Origin of the sequence: Ensifer sesbaniae (assembly GCF_013283665.1) — a bacterium.
GTDB lineage: Bacteria > Pseudomonadota > Alphaproteobacteria > Rhizobiales > Rhizobiaceae > Ensifer > Ensifer sesbaniae.
Window position 1 is genome coordinate 2,990,821 of sequence record NZ_JABEKU010000001.1, and the last position, 14,314, is coordinate 3,005,134.

At 63.0% G+C, this 14,314-nt stretch carries 15 protein-coding genes; 7 read left to right on the forward strand and 8 right to left on the reverse strand.

Going from position 1 to position 14,314, the window contains the following annotated elements; translation table 11 throughout:
• The first annotated feature begins 104 nt into the window (after window positions 1–104).
• The gene (locus tag BHMPCIPO_RS14590) at window positions 105–1,082 is read left to right on the forward strand and encodes a glutathione S-transferase family protein (RefSeq protein ID WP_173517415.1); all 978 of its coding nucleotides are present in this window, start codon (window positions 105–107) and stop codon (window positions 1,080–1,082) included.
• Window positions 1,083–1,091: 9 nt separating this feature from the next.
• Here the strand turns inward: BHMPCIPO_RS14590 and BHMPCIPO_RS14595 are convergent, their stop codons facing one another.
• A complete protein-coding gene (locus tag BHMPCIPO_RS14595) occupies window positions 1,092–1,559 on the reverse strand; it encodes an NUDIX domain-containing protein (protein WP_173517416.1) in 468 nt (155 codons plus the stop codon).
• 111 nt (window positions 1,560–1,670) lie between these two features.
• On the opposite strand from BHMPCIPO_RS14595, the gene BHMPCIPO_RS14600 reads away from it, so the two are divergent.
• Together BHMPCIPO_RS14600 and BHMPCIPO_RS14605 are read left to right on the forward strand one after the other, a co-directional pair.
• Window positions 1,671–2,573, forward strand: coding sequence for a metallophosphoesterase family protein (locus BHMPCIPO_RS14600; RefSeq protein ID WP_173517417.1), 903 nt, complete (start codon window positions 1,671–1,673; stop codon window positions 2,571–2,573).
• A 237-nt stretch (window positions 2,574–2,810) separates the two neighbouring features.
• Window positions 2,811–3,359: a tetratricopeptide repeat protein gene (locus BHMPCIPO_RS14605; protein ID WP_376741661.1), complete on the forward strand. Its 549-nt coding sequence runs from the start codon at window positions 2,811–2,813 to the stop codon at window positions 3,357–3,359.
• A gap of 101 nt (window positions 3,360–3,460) precedes the next feature.
• On the opposite strand, the gene BHMPCIPO_RS14610 is transcribed toward BHMPCIPO_RS14605, so the two are convergent.
• Window positions 3,461–4,402: a DUF3313 domain-containing protein gene (locus tag BHMPCIPO_RS14610; RefSeq protein ID WP_173517419.1), complete on the reverse strand. Its 942-nt coding sequence runs from the start codon at window positions 4,400–4,402 to the stop codon at window positions 3,461–3,463.
• A gap of 288 nt (window positions 4,403–4,690) precedes the next feature.
• On the opposite strand from BHMPCIPO_RS14610, the gene BHMPCIPO_RS14615 reads away from it, so the two are divergent.
• Together BHMPCIPO_RS14615 and BHMPCIPO_RS14620 are read left to right on the forward strand one after the other, a co-directional pair.
• On the forward strand, window positions 4,691–5,209 hold the full coding sequence (locus BHMPCIPO_RS14615; RefSeq protein ID WP_173517420.1) for an RNA polymerase sigma factor: 519 nt from the start codon (window positions 4,691–4,693) through the stop codon (window positions 5,207–5,209).
• A 3-nt stretch (window positions 5,210–5,212) separates the two neighbouring features.
• On the forward strand, window positions 5,213–6,040 hold the full coding sequence (locus BHMPCIPO_RS14620) for an anti-sigma factor family protein (protein ID WP_173517421.1): 828 nt from the start codon (window positions 5,213–5,215) through the stop codon (window positions 6,038–6,040).
• A 118-nt stretch (window positions 6,041–6,158) separates the two neighbouring features.
• Here BHMPCIPO_RS14620 and leuA read toward each other — a convergent pair whose 3' ends face one another.
• The 3 genes from leuA to BHMPCIPO_RS14635 form a co-directional block, all read right to left on the reverse strand.
• Window positions 6,159–7,868: a 2-isopropylmalate synthase gene (gene leuA / locus BHMPCIPO_RS14625; RefSeq protein ID WP_173517422.1), complete on the reverse strand. Its 1,710-nt coding sequence runs from the start codon at window positions 7,866–7,868 to the stop codon at window positions 6,159–6,161.
• On the reverse strand, window positions 7,865–8,173 hold the full coding sequence (locus BHMPCIPO_RS14630) for a hypothetical protein (protein WP_173514884.1): 309 nt from the start codon (window positions 8,171–8,173) through the stop codon (window positions 7,865–7,867). The genes leuA and BHMPCIPO_RS14630 overlap by 4 nt, the downstream gene beginning before the upstream one ends.
• 172 nt (window positions 8,174–8,345) lie before the next feature.
• The gene (locus BHMPCIPO_RS14635) at window positions 8,346–8,933 is read right to left on the reverse strand and encodes an ATP-dependent Clp protease proteolytic subunit (protein WP_173517423.1); all 588 of its coding nucleotides are present in this window, start codon (window positions 8,931–8,933) and stop codon (window positions 8,346–8,348) included.
• Window positions 8,934–9,173: 240 nt separating this feature from the next.
• On the opposite strand from BHMPCIPO_RS14635, the gene BHMPCIPO_RS14640 reads away from it, so the two are divergent.
• A complete protein-coding gene (locus tag BHMPCIPO_RS14640; protein WP_173517424.1) occupies window positions 9,174–9,752 on the forward strand; it encodes a HupE/UreJ family protein in 579 nt (192 codons plus the stop codon).
• A 155-nt stretch (window positions 9,753–9,907) separates the two neighbouring features.
• Here BHMPCIPO_RS14640 and queF read toward each other — a convergent pair whose 3' ends face one another.
• The 3 genes from queF to BHMPCIPO_RS14655 all read right to left on the reverse strand — a co-directional run bounded on the left by queF (window position 9,908) and on the right by BHMPCIPO_RS14655 (window position 13,141).
• Window positions 9,908–10,372 (reverse strand): preQ(1) synthase, encoded by a 465-nt coding sequence (gene queF, locus BHMPCIPO_RS14645; RefSeq protein WP_173517425.1) that lies wholly within the window; start codon window positions 10,370–10,372, stop codon window positions 9,908–9,910.
• A gap of 151 nt (window positions 10,373–10,523) precedes the next feature.
• Window positions 10,524–11,450, reverse strand: a complete 927-nt coding sequence (locus tag BHMPCIPO_RS14650; RefSeq protein ID WP_173517426.1) for a cation diffusion facilitator family transporter — start codon at window positions 11,448–11,450, stop codon at window positions 10,524–10,526.
• A gap of 116 nt (window positions 11,451–11,566) precedes the next feature.
• Window positions 11,567–13,141 carry an MFS transporter gene (locus BHMPCIPO_RS14655; protein ID WP_173517427.1) on the reverse strand — a complete coding sequence of 525 codons (1,575 nt, stop codon included), beginning with the start codon at window positions 13,139–13,141 and terminating at the stop codon, window positions 11,567–11,569.
• Between the two features lie 175 nt (window positions 13,142–13,316).
• Between BHMPCIPO_RS14655 and BHMPCIPO_RS14660 the strand changes: the two genes are divergently transcribed.
• Window positions 13,317–14,243, forward strand: coding sequence for a LysR family transcriptional regulator (locus tag BHMPCIPO_RS14660; protein ID WP_173517428.1), 927 nt, complete (start codon window positions 13,317–13,319; stop codon window positions 14,241–14,243).
• Window positions 14,244–14,314 lie beyond the last annotated feature (71 nt).

Sequence of the window (14,314 nt, forward strand, 5' to 3'; positions counted from 1 at the left end):
TGCCCTCTGTCAAAGCCTAAAACGCACTGTTCCCAATTCGCTATCTATCGGACGCCGCTGGAAGCGCTATCTATGATGGCAAGGATCACGAAGGAGATTTCAAGATGGGCAGGTTGGTGGACGGCGTCTGGCAGGACGTCTGGTACGATACCGTGGCAACGAACGGCCATTTCAAGCGCAGCGCTTCGCAGTTCCGCAACTGGGTGACGGCAGACGGATCGGCGGGCCCGAGCGGTGACGCCGGCTTCAAGGCGGAGGCCGGTCGCTATCATCTCTATGTTTCGCTCGCCTGTCCCTGGGCGCACCGCACGCTGATCTTCCGCAAGCTGAAGAAGCTCGAGGACCTCATCTCCGTTTCGGTCGTCGATCCGCTGATGCTCGCCCAGGGCTGGGAGTTCAGGGAAGGCGGGATCGGCACGAGCGACCATCTCTTCGGATCGAAGGCGCTGTGGCAGATCTATACCCGCGCCGATGCCCACTACTCCGGCCGCGTGACCGTGCCGGTTCTCTGGGACAAGCAGCAAAACACCATCGTCTCGAATGAATCCTCCGAAATCATCCGGATGTTCAATTCCGCCTTCGATGGACTCACCGGCTCGACCCTCGACTTCTACCCGGAAGAACTGCGCGACGAGATCGATGCGATGAATACGGACGTCTACAACGACGTCAACAACGGCGTCTACAAGGCGGGTTTCGCCACCACGCAGGCCGCCTATGAAGAGAGCGTCACCGCGCTCTTCGCCCGGCTCGACAAGCTGGAAGAACGCCTTGCATCGCACCGCTACCTGATCGGCAACCGCCTCACCGAGGCCGACTGGCGCCTGTTCACGACGCTGGTGCGCTTCGACCCGGTCTATGTCGGCCACTTCAAGTGCAACATTCGCCGGATCGCCGACTATCCGAACCTTCAGGGTTACCTTCGGGAACTCTACCAGGTGCCGGGCGTGGCCGAGACAGTCGACATGCGCCACATCAAGGAGCACTACTACCGCAGCCACACGACCATCAACCCGACCGGCGTCGTGCCGGTGGGGCCGGTGCTCGACCTCGCCTCCCCGCACGGACGCGAGCGGCCGTAGATCGATCGCCTACCAGTAAAGGTCGAAAGCAGCGCTGCCGGCGAGTTCCGCAAGCCGGCGGCGTGTCGCCGGCGTCGTCTCTTCCGGCAGCGCGTCGAGCGCGAAGAAGCCGCTCGCGGCAATCTCCAGGTCCGGCGCCTTCGGCGCAGTCTGCCTGACGCCGTTGCAACGATAGAAGACGACATGGTCACGGCGGCTCGTGCGCCTGTTGTAATAGACCTGGACCAGAACCGGCGGCGTCGTTACCTCCAGGTTCCCCTCTTCGCGCAACTCCCGCAGCAGCCCGTCGATCGAAGCTTCGTCGCGATCGAGTCCGCCGCCCGGCAGGTGCCAGCCCGGCAGATAGGAATGGCGAACCAGAAAGACCCGGCCCTCGTCATCGAAACAGGCAGCGCGCACGCCCATCGTCATGCCGCGCGCAAATGCGTAATAGCCATGCGCGAGCCGCATCAGGAGCCGGAGATACCAGCGCCGCATCTCCGGTGGCCGTTCGTCGTTCAGTCGTCTCGTCCTTCTCAGTTTTCGGCCGCACGCGATTCATCGGGCGACCTGATTCCCCTCGACCGGAATATGCGCTAGACGGGGGCGATGTTCAAACTTGCCCATATATCCGATGTCCATCTCGGCCCCCTGCCCGAATTGTCGCTGCGGGAACTCGCGTCGAAGCGCATCACCGGTTTCGTCAACTGGCACCGCAACCGCAGCCGGCATCTCTTCACCGGCACGCTCGACACCCTGCTGGCCGATATCGAGAAGAAGGATCCCGACCACCTGGCGATCACCGGGGACCTCGTGAACCTGGCGTCTTCGCTGGAGATCAAGGCCGTGACCGAATGGCTGGAGGATGCAGGCAAGCCGGAGAACATTTCCGTGGTGCCCGGCAACCACGACGCCTATGTGCCGGGTGCTTACGAGAAGACCACCCGTGCCTGGTACCCCTATATGCGGGGCGACGATGCGCCCGCCCATTGGCATGACCGGTACCATTGCTTTCCCTATATGCGGGTGCGAGGGCCCGTCGCACTGATCGGCTGCTCGACCGCCGTCGCGACGCCCCCTTTTGCTGCAAGCGGTTATTTCGGCCAGCGGCAGGCACGCGCGACCGTCAACATGCTCAGGGCCGCCGGCGAGGCCGGCCTCTTTCGCATCGTCATGATCCATCACCCGCCGATCCGCGGCGCGACCTCGATGCACAAGCGCATGATCGGCATTCGCCGCTTTGCCGCGACGATTTCGTCGGGTGGCGCGGAACTGGTCATTCACGGCCACACTCACCTCAACACCGTCTATTGGCTCAAAGGGCCAGAGGCTCCCGTCCCGGTCGTCGGCATCGCCTCCGCTTCGCAGGGACCCGACGGCCACAAGCCGCCGGCGGCCTACAACCTGTTCACCGTCGTGGGCGAACCTGGAAACTGGCACCTCACGCGCGAGCGCTACGCGCTGAACAGCGACGCAACCACGCTGACGCTCGCCGAAACGACGCGTTTCTGAAGCTGTCAGGCGGATCCGCTTCGCAGAATATTCATCGCCCGGCGAATAAATTCCCGTATTCATGCGTCATACGCCGGTCGCGCACCGTTTACCGGTGGCGTGCCCTGTGTTCTGGCATCTTCGTGGGTGGATCGGCCGATGGTGGTTCACCTCCTTTCGGGGCGTCAAGGACATCCGATCAATTTGAAACGATGCGCTGACTTTCGAGGGCATGCGCGAGGAACGGGAGATGGCATGATGTACCGGAAGAGCCTGCTTGGTGCCATGATTGTGGCCGGCGCAACCAGCTTCATGGCGCAGGCCGTGATGGCCGCCGGCGAAGACACCAGCGAACCGCCCAAGAAGACCAAGACGACCAGCGAATGCACGGATGGCAAGGTGTGGGACGCAAAGAAGAATGCCTGCGTCAACGCCAAGAAAAGCGACCTCAGCGACGATATCCTGTTCCAGGCCGCCCGCGAGCTCGCCTATGCCGGCCAGTATGAGAATTCCATCAAGGTGCTCGGCGCGGTCAAGGACCAGAAGAGCGCCCGCGTGCTCAACTATCTCGGCTATGCCAACCGCAAGGCCGGCCGCATGGAACTCGGCATGCAGTTCTACAAACGTGCGCTCCAGGCCGACGAGAACTACATCCTCGCCCGCTCCTACATGGGCCAGGCGCTGATCGAACAGGGACACGTCGAGGAAGCCCGCGTGCAACTCGTCGAGATCCGCGATCGCGGCGGCGAAAACACCTGGGCATACCGCGCCCTGCTGCAGTCGCTGGGCGGCATTCGCCAATACTGACCAACGGCAGCATGGGGTGGCGCTGGGCGCCACCTCGATTGCCAAGCGACGGACCCGCCTTGCGTTCAGCCGAGGGCACGAGAGGCGCCCCGCATTGGTTTCTAGCTCTTCTTTGCGCCTCCGCCGCCACCGCTTGCAATGGGCGCGCTCCCGTTCTTCTTCTCCGACCATTCCGGCGGCAGGCCGAGTGCGCCACCGGCGATGCCGCCGAGACCGGATCCTTTTCCGAAAACGGCGCAATCCGGATCGGACGGCTTGCCGGTCACCGCATAGGCGACGCTGTTCTTGACCTTCTTCATCGAAGGCAGTTCGAAATCGGTTTTCATCGGGTCGCCCGATTTTTCCAGCAGCGCACTGAAATCGCCTGAAAAATCTCCGGCGAGTTCAAAGGCGTCGGCTGCCGTCGATGCGCGCGAGCCATTGGTGAGGATGTTGGCACCGCGCGCCCAGGTCAGCCCGGCGATCTGCTTGCCCCTCGTATCGAAAGCCTCCGCCTCGACCGCGAGGCTTCCGAGACCGATCGGAATGCGCGGAACGGGAACGGGCGCGACCGCCGAGGTGACGGTCGACACGCCCGCGACGACGGCATTTGTCGATTTGACCTTGCTGATCACCGACCGCACGGCCATATCCGCCGGCTTCGATATCGGCACGACGTCGAATTGCGCACTCAATGCTTCGCAGAGCGAGCGGTCAATCGCCGTCGCCACCAGCTTCCTCTGGGGATCTCCAAGCTTGTCGAGATCGGCATCGGCCGCGAAGGTCGTCGGGATCACGTGCACCGTCTTTACGTTCTTGGTCGCGGCGGCATCGACCCGATATTTCGTCTTGGTCACCATCCCGTTGCTGGCGACGAAATCCTTGTAGGACGATAGCGATCCGGTTTCGATGACTTCAGCGCTCTGGCAGGCAGCGAGCCCCGCAAGCAACGGAGCCAGGGCAACCGTGCAGATGACCGCAGCGGCTCCCCGGAGGCAGCCTCCGCCACGACGCCTCCCGGCAAACCTGGCAAAATACATCCTGTTCCGATGCTGTGCGTTCATTGGCGTGTCCCCGACATCGACCTGCAGTTGTGCCATGAGGTCCGGCCAGATTCGGGCCGAACTTTGACGCGATCTCCGGGCGCCGCTGCAGTTTACGGTAACGAGGACCTTGGTTAACGGCCGCCGGCAAGCAAAAGCTTTTTGGGAAAAGAGGCCAAGAAACAGCAGAATTTGCTTTCCGTTCCGGCACTTCCCTTGCAGACTAAGGGGCAAATGTTTCATACAATTCGGCTCGTGCCCCGCACCGCGAATAAACGCACGATCCGGCACGTTTCACTTGGAAGAGCAATGCGTCCAGCGGCAGAAACGAAGGACTTCAGACGCGACTTGGTCAGCCTCCTGCCCAAATTGCGTCGGTTCGCGATGACGCTGACGCGCAATGCCAACGATGCCGACGACCTCGTTCAGGAAGCCTGCGAGCGCGCGATTACGCGCAGCCACCTCTGGAACGGAGAAGGCCGTCTGGAGAGCTGGATCTATGCGATGACGCGCAACCTCTGGGTCGACGAGATTCGCAAGCGCAAGGTCCGCGCCGGCAGCGGCACGGTCGATGCGCTTGGCCAGGACGAGCTCAGCATCGCGCCGTCGGCCGAAAAGGCCGTCTACGCCAATCAGTTGCAGAAAATGATCCTGTCGATGCCCGAGGGGCTTGCGAGCGTGTTCCTGCTGGTCAACGTCGAAGGCCACAGCTATCGCGAGACGGCCGACATCCTTGGCATTCCCATCGGCACCGTCATGAGCAGGCTGTCGACCGCGCGTCTCAGGCTTGCCGCCCTGATCTCCGAGAATACCGAAAGGAGGGCCTGACCGTTGCAACAGACAAAGGGTCACGCACTCGAAGTTCGCCTGTCCGCCTATATCGACGGCGAGGTCGGCGAAGCGGAACGAACTGAACTCGAAGCGCTTCTCGCCCGTGACGAGGACGCCAAGGCCTTGTTCGAAAAGCTGAAGGCCGGCAGCAGGTTCGGCGATACGGCTTTTGAGGATTTTCTGCACGATCCGGTGCCGCTGGCCCTGGTACGACAAATCAAGCAGGGTCCCGGTGTCAGCCCCAAGACCGAACGCGTGACGGCGACGGCCGCCAGCGTCCGAAATGTGCGTATCTGGCCGCGCGTGCTTGCTGCGTCGGTGGCGCTGGTACTGCTCGGCGGTTCGGCCGGCTTCATCATCGGCGCGGCGAACAATGTGGGCGAACCGGCCCAAGTGGCCGCCGCGCGCGGCTGGCTGGATGATATCGCCGACTATCACCGCGTTTATTCGCGCCAGAAGGAACATCTCGTCGAGGTTCCCGCCTCCGAGGCCCCCAAGATCGAGACCTGGCTTGCGTCCAGCGTCGGCGTTCCCTTCAAGATTCCGCAGCTCGGCGGCAAGGGCCTGACCTTCGAAGGCGCTCGCCTGCTGGTGGCCAACGGCAAACCCGTGGCACAGCTCGTCTACCGCAGCGCCGAGGGCGAGATTTTCGCGATCTGCTTCCTCAAGAACACCACCGGCCCGCAGTCGGACAATTTCGACGAGAGCATCCGCGACGATCTCGGCATGGTCTCCTGGCAGAGGGGCGGCGCCTCCTTCGTGCTCGTCGGGCCTTCCGCCCATGTGGGAATGCAGGACATCGCCGAGGCGGCCGCTGCGACGATCTGAAGCCGTTTCTGGAAAAAGCGGCGTCCTTTCAAGGCGTAAGTCACAATCGAATTCATGGCACGAAAAGGCCGTACCGGCTTGCCGGTACGGCCTATTGCTTGCTCGCCTGACGCGCCGATCAGCCGCGCTTCATGTCCAGGACCCGGTTTGCCGCCGATACGATCGCTTCGAGCGAGGCGGCGACGATGTTGGTGTTGATGCCGGCACCGAACAGCTTTCCGCCCGGATGCTCCATCTCGACATAGGCGATTGCCGCCGCGTTGGAGCCGTGCTGCAGCGAGTGCTCGGAATAGTCGGCGACCGAGAGGTCGATGCCGAGATAGATCGACAGCGCATTGATGAAGCCGTCGATCGGGCCGGTGCCCTTGCCTTCGATGCGCTTGACCTCGCCATTGTCGGTGATCTCGGCCGCGACCACGCGCAGGCCCTTGTGTTCGCCCACCGGGTAGGTGTGGTGATCGACGAACTTGATGCGCGCGCCCGGCTGCTCGACATAACGCTCGATGAAGCGTTCGTAGATGCGCTTGGAGGGCAGCTCCTTGCCTTCCTCGTCGGTGATGCGCTGAATGTCCTCGCGGAACTCGACCTGGAGGTTGCGTGGCAGGTTGATGCCGTAATCCTCCTGCAGGATGTAGGCGATGCCGCCCTTGCCCGACTGCGAGTTGATGCGGATGATCGCCTCGTAGGACCGGCCGACGTCGCGCGGGTCGATCGGCAGGTAGGGCACTTCCCAGAGCGGCTTGTTGGCGGTCTTGATCGCCTTCATGCCCTTGTTGATCGCGTCCTGATGCGAGCCGGAGAAGGCCGTATAGACCAGTTCGCCGACATAAGGATGACGCTCCGGAATGACCATCTGGTTGGAGTACTCGTAGACTTCCTTGATGCGCTCGATATCGGAGCAGTCGAGCTGCGGGTCGACGCCTTGCGTGAACATGTTCAGCGCCAGCGTGACGACATCGACGTTGCCGGTCCGCTCGCCATTGCCGAACAGCGTGCCTTCGACGCGGTCCGCGCCGGCCATCAGACCCAGCTCGGTGGCTGCGATGCCGGTACCGCGGTCGTTATGCGGGTGCAGCGAGATGATCAGGCTTTCGCGGTTGTCGAGGTTGCGGCACATCCACTCGATCTGGTCGGCATAGATGTTCGGCGTCGCCATCTCGACGGTCGACGGCAGGTTCAGGATCAGCTTGTTGTCGGGTGTCGGCTTGACGATTTCGGTGACCGCGTTGCAGATCTCCAGCGCCACTTCGAGCTCGGTACCGGTGAAGCTCTCCGGCGAATATTCGAAGCGGTAGCCGCCGCCGGCCTTGGCCGCCATGTCGGTGATCATCTTGGCGGCATCGGTGGCGATCTGCTTGACGCCGGCGACGTCCTTGCCGAAGACCACACGGCGCTGCAGTTCGCTGGTCGAATTGTAGAAGTGCACGATCGGCTTGTGGGCGCCTTCCAATGCTTCGAATGTACGGGTGATCAGCTCGGGTCGGCACTGCACCAGCACCTGCAACGACACGTCCTCGGCAACGTTGCCCTCTTCGATGCACCAGCGGGCGAAGTCGAAGTCGGTCTGCGACGCCGAGGGGAAGCCGATCTCGATTTCCTTGAAGCCCATGTCCAGCAGCAGCTGGAACATGCGGGCCTTGCGATCGTGGCCCATCGGGTCGATCAGCGACTGGTTGCCGTCGCGCAGGTCGACCGAGCACCAGATCGGCGCCTTGGTGATCGTCTTCGACGGCCATGTGCGGTCGGCAAGCGCGATCTGCGGATAGGGTTGATACTTCACCGCCGCTTCCGGCATGCCAATCTTAACGGGGTGCGATTTCTGGATCATTGCAGCTTCTCTTCATCACTGAGCGTCCTGGCCGCCTTGCCATAACCGATCGGAGATCGGATTGCGATGGCTGCTGCACAATTCCCTAAATCTGAAAGCGATTTAAGGACAAAATCATGCAGCAGACCTAAAGCGTTACAGCATCGCGTCGAACGCGCCTTTTTCCTAAAACTCTTGATGGATTCGAGGAGCATCTGCCGGCGCGGCTTTTCGGCCGCCGGGCGCTCCTCAGCGAACCCGGCAACCGCGAGTAAGGCCGAGAAGAAGAAGCGATGCGAAGGCGCGCAACGGCGCACGATTGTCATCGTGTCCGGCGGGGATCGAGGCGATCCGATATGCGTCTGCCTTGGTCATGGTCAAAGCCTATACACGGCTTGCCGGACGGGAGCAAGCGTCGCAATGCGCGAAGGCCGCAGCAAAACAAAAAGGGCACCGCGCGATGCCGGTGCCCTCGATATCCATTCGACTGAGGCGAACTCAGATGTCCGCAGCCGACGTGATGATGCGCGACACGAGACCATAGGCCTTGGCTTCTTCAGCCGAGAGCCAGTAGTCGCGGTCGGTGTCCTTGGCGATCTTCTCGACCGGCTGGCCGGTCGCTTCGGAGAAGATCTTGTTCAGGCGCTCGTTCATCTTGATGATTTCGCGGGCCTGGATCTCGATGTCCGAAGCCATGCCGCGGGTGCCGCCGGACGGTTGATGCAGCAGGAAGCGCGTGTTCGGCATGCAGATGCGGCGTTCCTTCGCGGCGCCGACATAGATCAGTGCGCCGGCGGAAGCGACCCAGCCGGTGCCGATGGTCCAGACCTTCGGCTTCACGAACTTGATCATGTCGTGGATGCTGTCACCCGACTCGACATGGCCGCCCGGCGAATTGACGAAGATGCGGATGTCTTCGTCGCTGGCCGCGGCAAGCGCCACGAGCTGCGAGCAGACCTTCTGCGCCAGTTCCTGGTTGATCGTGCCGTAGATGAAAATCGAACGCGACTTGAAAAGGTTCGCCTCCGTTTCCTTGCCGAGCGGCAATTCAATCTTCTTGTCGTCCTCGTCGTCGTTGTCGTTCATCCGTATTTCTCCGGCGTCTCATGAATTCACAGTCAAAATCAGATAATGCGACTCGGCCCCGAAAACAATGCAACAAACGGAAGGGGCAACATAGCGGCAGGGCGGACTATGCTTATGGTAAAAACTGCTATCGCCAAATGCCGTATAGACAGGTCCATAAAGACGAATAGGATCAACCGCGTCAAACAATCGCAGGACGGGGCCGTCCTCCCAGGCTCCGCCGATCCACGGGGAACACGCATGAACAGACGCATCCTGATCGCTGCGGCGGCGCTGGCGGCTTCGGCCGCACCCGCCTTCGCCCATCTCAATCCGGCCGAACACGGCTCGCTTGCCGCCGGCTTCTCCCATCCGCTTCTCGGTGTCGACCACATCCTGGTCATGGTCGCCGTTGGCCTCTGGGCCGCCCAGATCGGCGGCCGCGCCTTGTGGGTCGTGCCGACGGCCTTCGTCGCCATGATGACGGCGGGCTTTGTGCTGGCAGTGGCCGGCGTCACACTCCCCTTCGTCGAGCCGGCAATTCTTGCTTCCGTGGTGGCGCTCGGCCTGCTCGTCGCCATGGCCGTGCGTCTCGACACGGCTGCATCGGCAGCAATCGTCGGCGTCTTCGCCCTCTTCCATGGGCATGCGCATGGCGGCGAACTCGGCAGCGCCGGCGCGCTTGCCTTCTCGGCCGGCTTCATCGCCGCCACTGCGGCTCTTCACGCGGCGGGCATCGGCCTCGGGGTCGCGCTTCGGCACCTTTCCGGCAACGGCCTGCTGGCCCGCATCCTCGGCGGCCTCACGGCCCTTGCCGGCGCCGCCCTGATCTTCGCCTGATCTTGGATCACCCGGAGAAGGGCAAATGGCGGGCCACTGCATGTCTCCTTAAATCGACCTCGATTTAAGGACGAAGACATGCAGCAATCAAAGTCCTACACTGACCCTTGCGCGTCTGATAAGACGCGCGGCGCTGTAGGCCCGCCATTTTCGATTCAGCCGCGACCGCGATAGGTCGGCACGCCCTGGTCGGGCAGCCACAAGCCTTCCGGCGGCTTGCCGGTCTGCCAGAAGACGTCGATCGGGATGCCGCCGCGCGGATACCAATAGGCGCCGATGCGAAGCCAGCGCGGCGAAAGCAGCGAAACCAGCCGGTTGGCGATCTCGATCGTGCAATCCTCGTGGAAAGCGCCGTGGTTGCGGAAGGAATGCAGGAACAGCTTCAGCGACTTCGATTCCACCAACCACTCGTCCGGCACATAGTCGATGACGATATGAGCGAAATCCGGCTGGCCGGTCATCGGGCAGAGCGAGGTGAATTCCGGCGCGGTGAAGCGCACCAGATAGTCCTTGCCCTGGTTGCCGCTCGGCACCCGTTCCAGCACCGCCTCTTCCGGGCTTTGCGGTAGATCGACCTTCGCGCCCAGTTGCGAAAGGCCGGATACGTCGGTCTTGCTCATTTGCTTGTTGCTCCGTGAGAACATTTGCGCATCAGCGTGATCGGTTCTGGCTCGCACCGCGCCGACCCGCCTCGTTTGCGGCCCTTAAATCAGAACTGCCTTAAGAAGGAAACCTTCTTGCGGTTCAAGAGAAATATGGCCGTTTGTGTTTTCAGTGGCGTGCCGACGTCGTCTTGACGCGCACGCCGTGCGCCTTTTCACCTTCCGGCTCCACATGGATCGCGATCCTGGCACCCGGATGCACCGCGCGGATCGCATCCTCAATCCTGTCGCAGATATCATGCGCCTCGCCGACCGGCATAGCCTCCGGCACGACCATGTGGAAATCCACGAAGATCGCAGGGCCAGCCTGGCGGGTCTTGAGGTCATGCACGCCGAGCGATCCCTTGGCATTGGCCGCGATCGCCTGCTTGATCGCCTCTTCCTCTTCACCCGAAACCGCCCGGTCCATCAAGCCGTCGATCGAACGGGAGATGACCTTCCAGCCCTGGAACAGGATGTTGCAGGCAACGACCACCGCCAGCAGCGGGTCGAGGATCGCGTAGCCGGTGGCGATGGCGAGAACAAGGCCGACGAGCACGCCGGCCGAGGTCACCACATCGGAAAGGATATGGTGGCCGTCGGCGCTGAGCGCAGGAGAGCGATGGCGCGCGCCGGCGCGGATCAGCACATAGGCCCAGAAGGCGTTGATGACGCCGGCGACGAAGTTGATCGCGAGCCCGAGCGCCGGCGCCTCGAGCAGCACCGGCGACAGGATCGCCGGCACCGCCTCCCAGACGATGAGCAGTGCCGCGACGACGATCAGCACGCCTTCGATGACGGCCGAAAAATACTCCGCCTTGTGGTGACCGAAGGGATGCCCCGCATCGGCGGGCTTTGCCGCATAGCCGATCATCGCATAGGCGATCACCGCCGCGATCACGTTGACCGTCGACTCCAGCCCATCGGACAGAAGCGCGACCGAACCGGTCAGCCACCAGGCGAGCAACTTCAGGCCGAGCACGGCGAGCGAGAGTGCTATGCCCCAGAAGGCCAGTCGGAGCACGGTACGGTTTTCGGTTCCAGTCGTCATTCTCATTCCTCATGCAGATGCAAACGAGTTGCAAACGCAAGCCCATTCAAACGCAAAACCGCCCGCGCGAATTTTCGCGCAGGCGGTTGCTGGAGACCATATGAGGGATTAAACGCCGCTTGTCAAAGATTGGTTCGGCTCGACCCGATTTCGCCGAGCGGCACGGTATCGAAGGGCATCGCATCGGCGTCGCCTTCGTCGCCGCTTACAGCCTCTCCGCCGCGGCCGACGAAAAGGAACACGACGACAGCCGTCAGCACGGTCACTCCGGTCAACAGCCAGAGCAAGGTGCTGAATGCGTCGCCATAGGCTTGCAGCAGGGCCGCATTCGATGTCTGAGGCGAGAGCAGCGCCGCGTCCGCCACATTGCCTGTTACCATGCGCTGCGCCATCGAGACGGTATTTTTGCCGGCCTCTGCGCCCAGGTTGGAGGCCGTGAGGGCCGAAAGCACCGCGGTGACCACCGCCAGCGCCACCCCCTCACCGGCAACGCGCGTGGTGCTGAAGATCCCGGTCGCCATGCCGGCGCGCTCCTTCGGCACGACGCTGACGGCAAGCCCGTCCATCAGGCCCCAGGGCAGACTGATGCCAAGGCCGATCAACAGCAGAGGCGCGAGCAGCGTGACCGGCTCGGAACCCACCGGAAACCGGCTCAGCCAGAACAGGCCAGCCGCCGAGAGCAGCAATCCTGCCCCGCAGATCGCGGCCGGCGCGAACCAGCGCGTCAAGAGGCCGGCAACGATCGGCAGGATCAAGAGGGGTGCGGACATGGCGATCATCATCCGCCCGCCGGCTACCGCGCTCATGCCCTCGATCCCGATGAAGCGCACTGGCAGCAGGATGAGCAAAACGACGAAGCCATAAGCCGGAGCCGCCGCGAGCAGTTGCACGCCAACGAAGCGCGGGTAACGGAAGAGCGTCAGATCCAGCATCGGCCGCGCTACCCTCTGCTCGATCTGCCAGAACGCCAAGAAGAAGAGCACCGCTGCGGCGAGCATCGCGATCACGAAGGGATGGCTCCAGCCGCTTTCCGGCCCCTGAAGGATCCCGAAGGTGAGGCACGTCAGCGCGGCCGTGAAGCGCGCGGCACCCCTCCAGTCGAGACCGGCAGCGTCCGGATCGCGCGTTTCGCGCAGGAACACCGCGCCGAACGCCAGCGAGACGCCGGCCAGTGCGACGACGAGCACGAAGATCGCCGGCCAGCCGAAGACCTCGACCATGAGGCCGGAGGCGATCGGGCCAAAGGCAAGGCCGACGCCGAAGCTGGCGCCGACGAGGCTGAAGGCCCTGACCCGCTCGCCTTCGTCGAACTGCTGGGCGAGCGAGGCCATGCCGCCGGAAAACGCCGCAGCCGCCCCGATGCCCTGAAGCGCCCGCAGAGCATCGAACCAGACGATATCACCCGCGAAGGCCAGGCAGATCGAAAACAGCAGGAAGGCGGCAAGGCCGCCAAGGAACACGCGCTTGCGGCCGAAGCTGTCGGCCATTGCCCCCGCCGCCATCAGCGAACTGCCGAATGTCAGCATGAAGGCATTGGTGACCCAGTTGAGCGCAATCGGGTCGACACCCAGGCTACGGCTGATCGCCGGCAGCGCCACGGCCGGTCCGGTGAAGGTGAGCGGCATCGCCGCGGCCGCACAGCAAACGGCCAAAAGCACGAAGCGGCGTTCGTGCGCATCTCGGATTTCTTCTCTCATGCCATCCATCCGTTCAAGCAAGGAAGATACCCATGCAGGCTTCGTGGAAGCCTCCGGCTGAAGATCGCTATCGCATGAGTATCGTTGACCGACGCAGGATAGTTTCGACATAATCCGATAAAAACCGGGCGACCACGCCGGTCAGACAGGAAGAAAACGCTCGAATGGAGAGACCATGGATCGCTTGAGCGGATTGACCGCCTTCGTGCGCGCCGCCGATCTCGGCAGCTTCGTCGCCGCCGGGCGCGTGCTCGGATTGTCCGCCTCCGCGGTCGGCAAGGCCGTGACCAATCTCGAAAGAGAACTCGGCGTCCGCCTGCTGCAGCGCTCGACGCGCAGCATCAGGCTGACCGAAGAGGGGCGCCTCTTTCACGAGCGCTGCCGCCGCATCCTCGATGATCTCGACGACGCCGAGGCTTCATTGGCTCAGGCCGTGGCCATGCCGCGCGGACGGCTGCGCGTCAGCGTTCCGATCGTCAGCTACCATCTGCTGCTGCCGGTGCTGCCGGAATTCGTGCGGCGCTACCCCGAAGTCGAGCTCGACCTCGATTTCAACGATCGGATCGTCGATCTGATCGACGAGGAAATCGATGTCGCCATCCGCAGTGGCATCCTGCCGGATTCGCGGCTGATGACCCGGGCGCTGCGACCGTTCCAGCTGCTGCTCTGCGCCGCCCCCGCCTATCTCGATGAGCATGGTACGCCCGAATGCCCGCGCGATCTCGACGGACACCATGCGGTCCGGTTTCGCTTTCCCAACAGCCGGAAGCTGCAGGAATGGCCGATCGAACTGCCATCAGGCGGACCCGAACCGCACATCAAGACGGTGCTCAACTGCAACAACATGGAAGCTCTGCGTGGCGCCGTCCTCAGTGGACTCGGCATTGGCTGCATGCCGGATTTCCTGGCGCGCAGTCCCCTCAGCGAAGGCAGGCTTCGCACCGTGCTCGACGCCTATCTCGATGCCCCCGGCCAGTTCCATATCCTCTGGCCGTCGAACCGCCACCTTTCCCCGAAGGTTCGCGTCTTCGTCGACTTCCTGAGCGAGCGGCTCTTCGCCGATCGCTGCGAGAGCGTGCCGGCGATGGAGGCGGCGCGGTAGGCGCAAGGAAAAGGCGCCGCCTCTATCGCAGAGGCAGCGCCCCCGATGGTTTGCTGGGTGTCGTCTCCGCC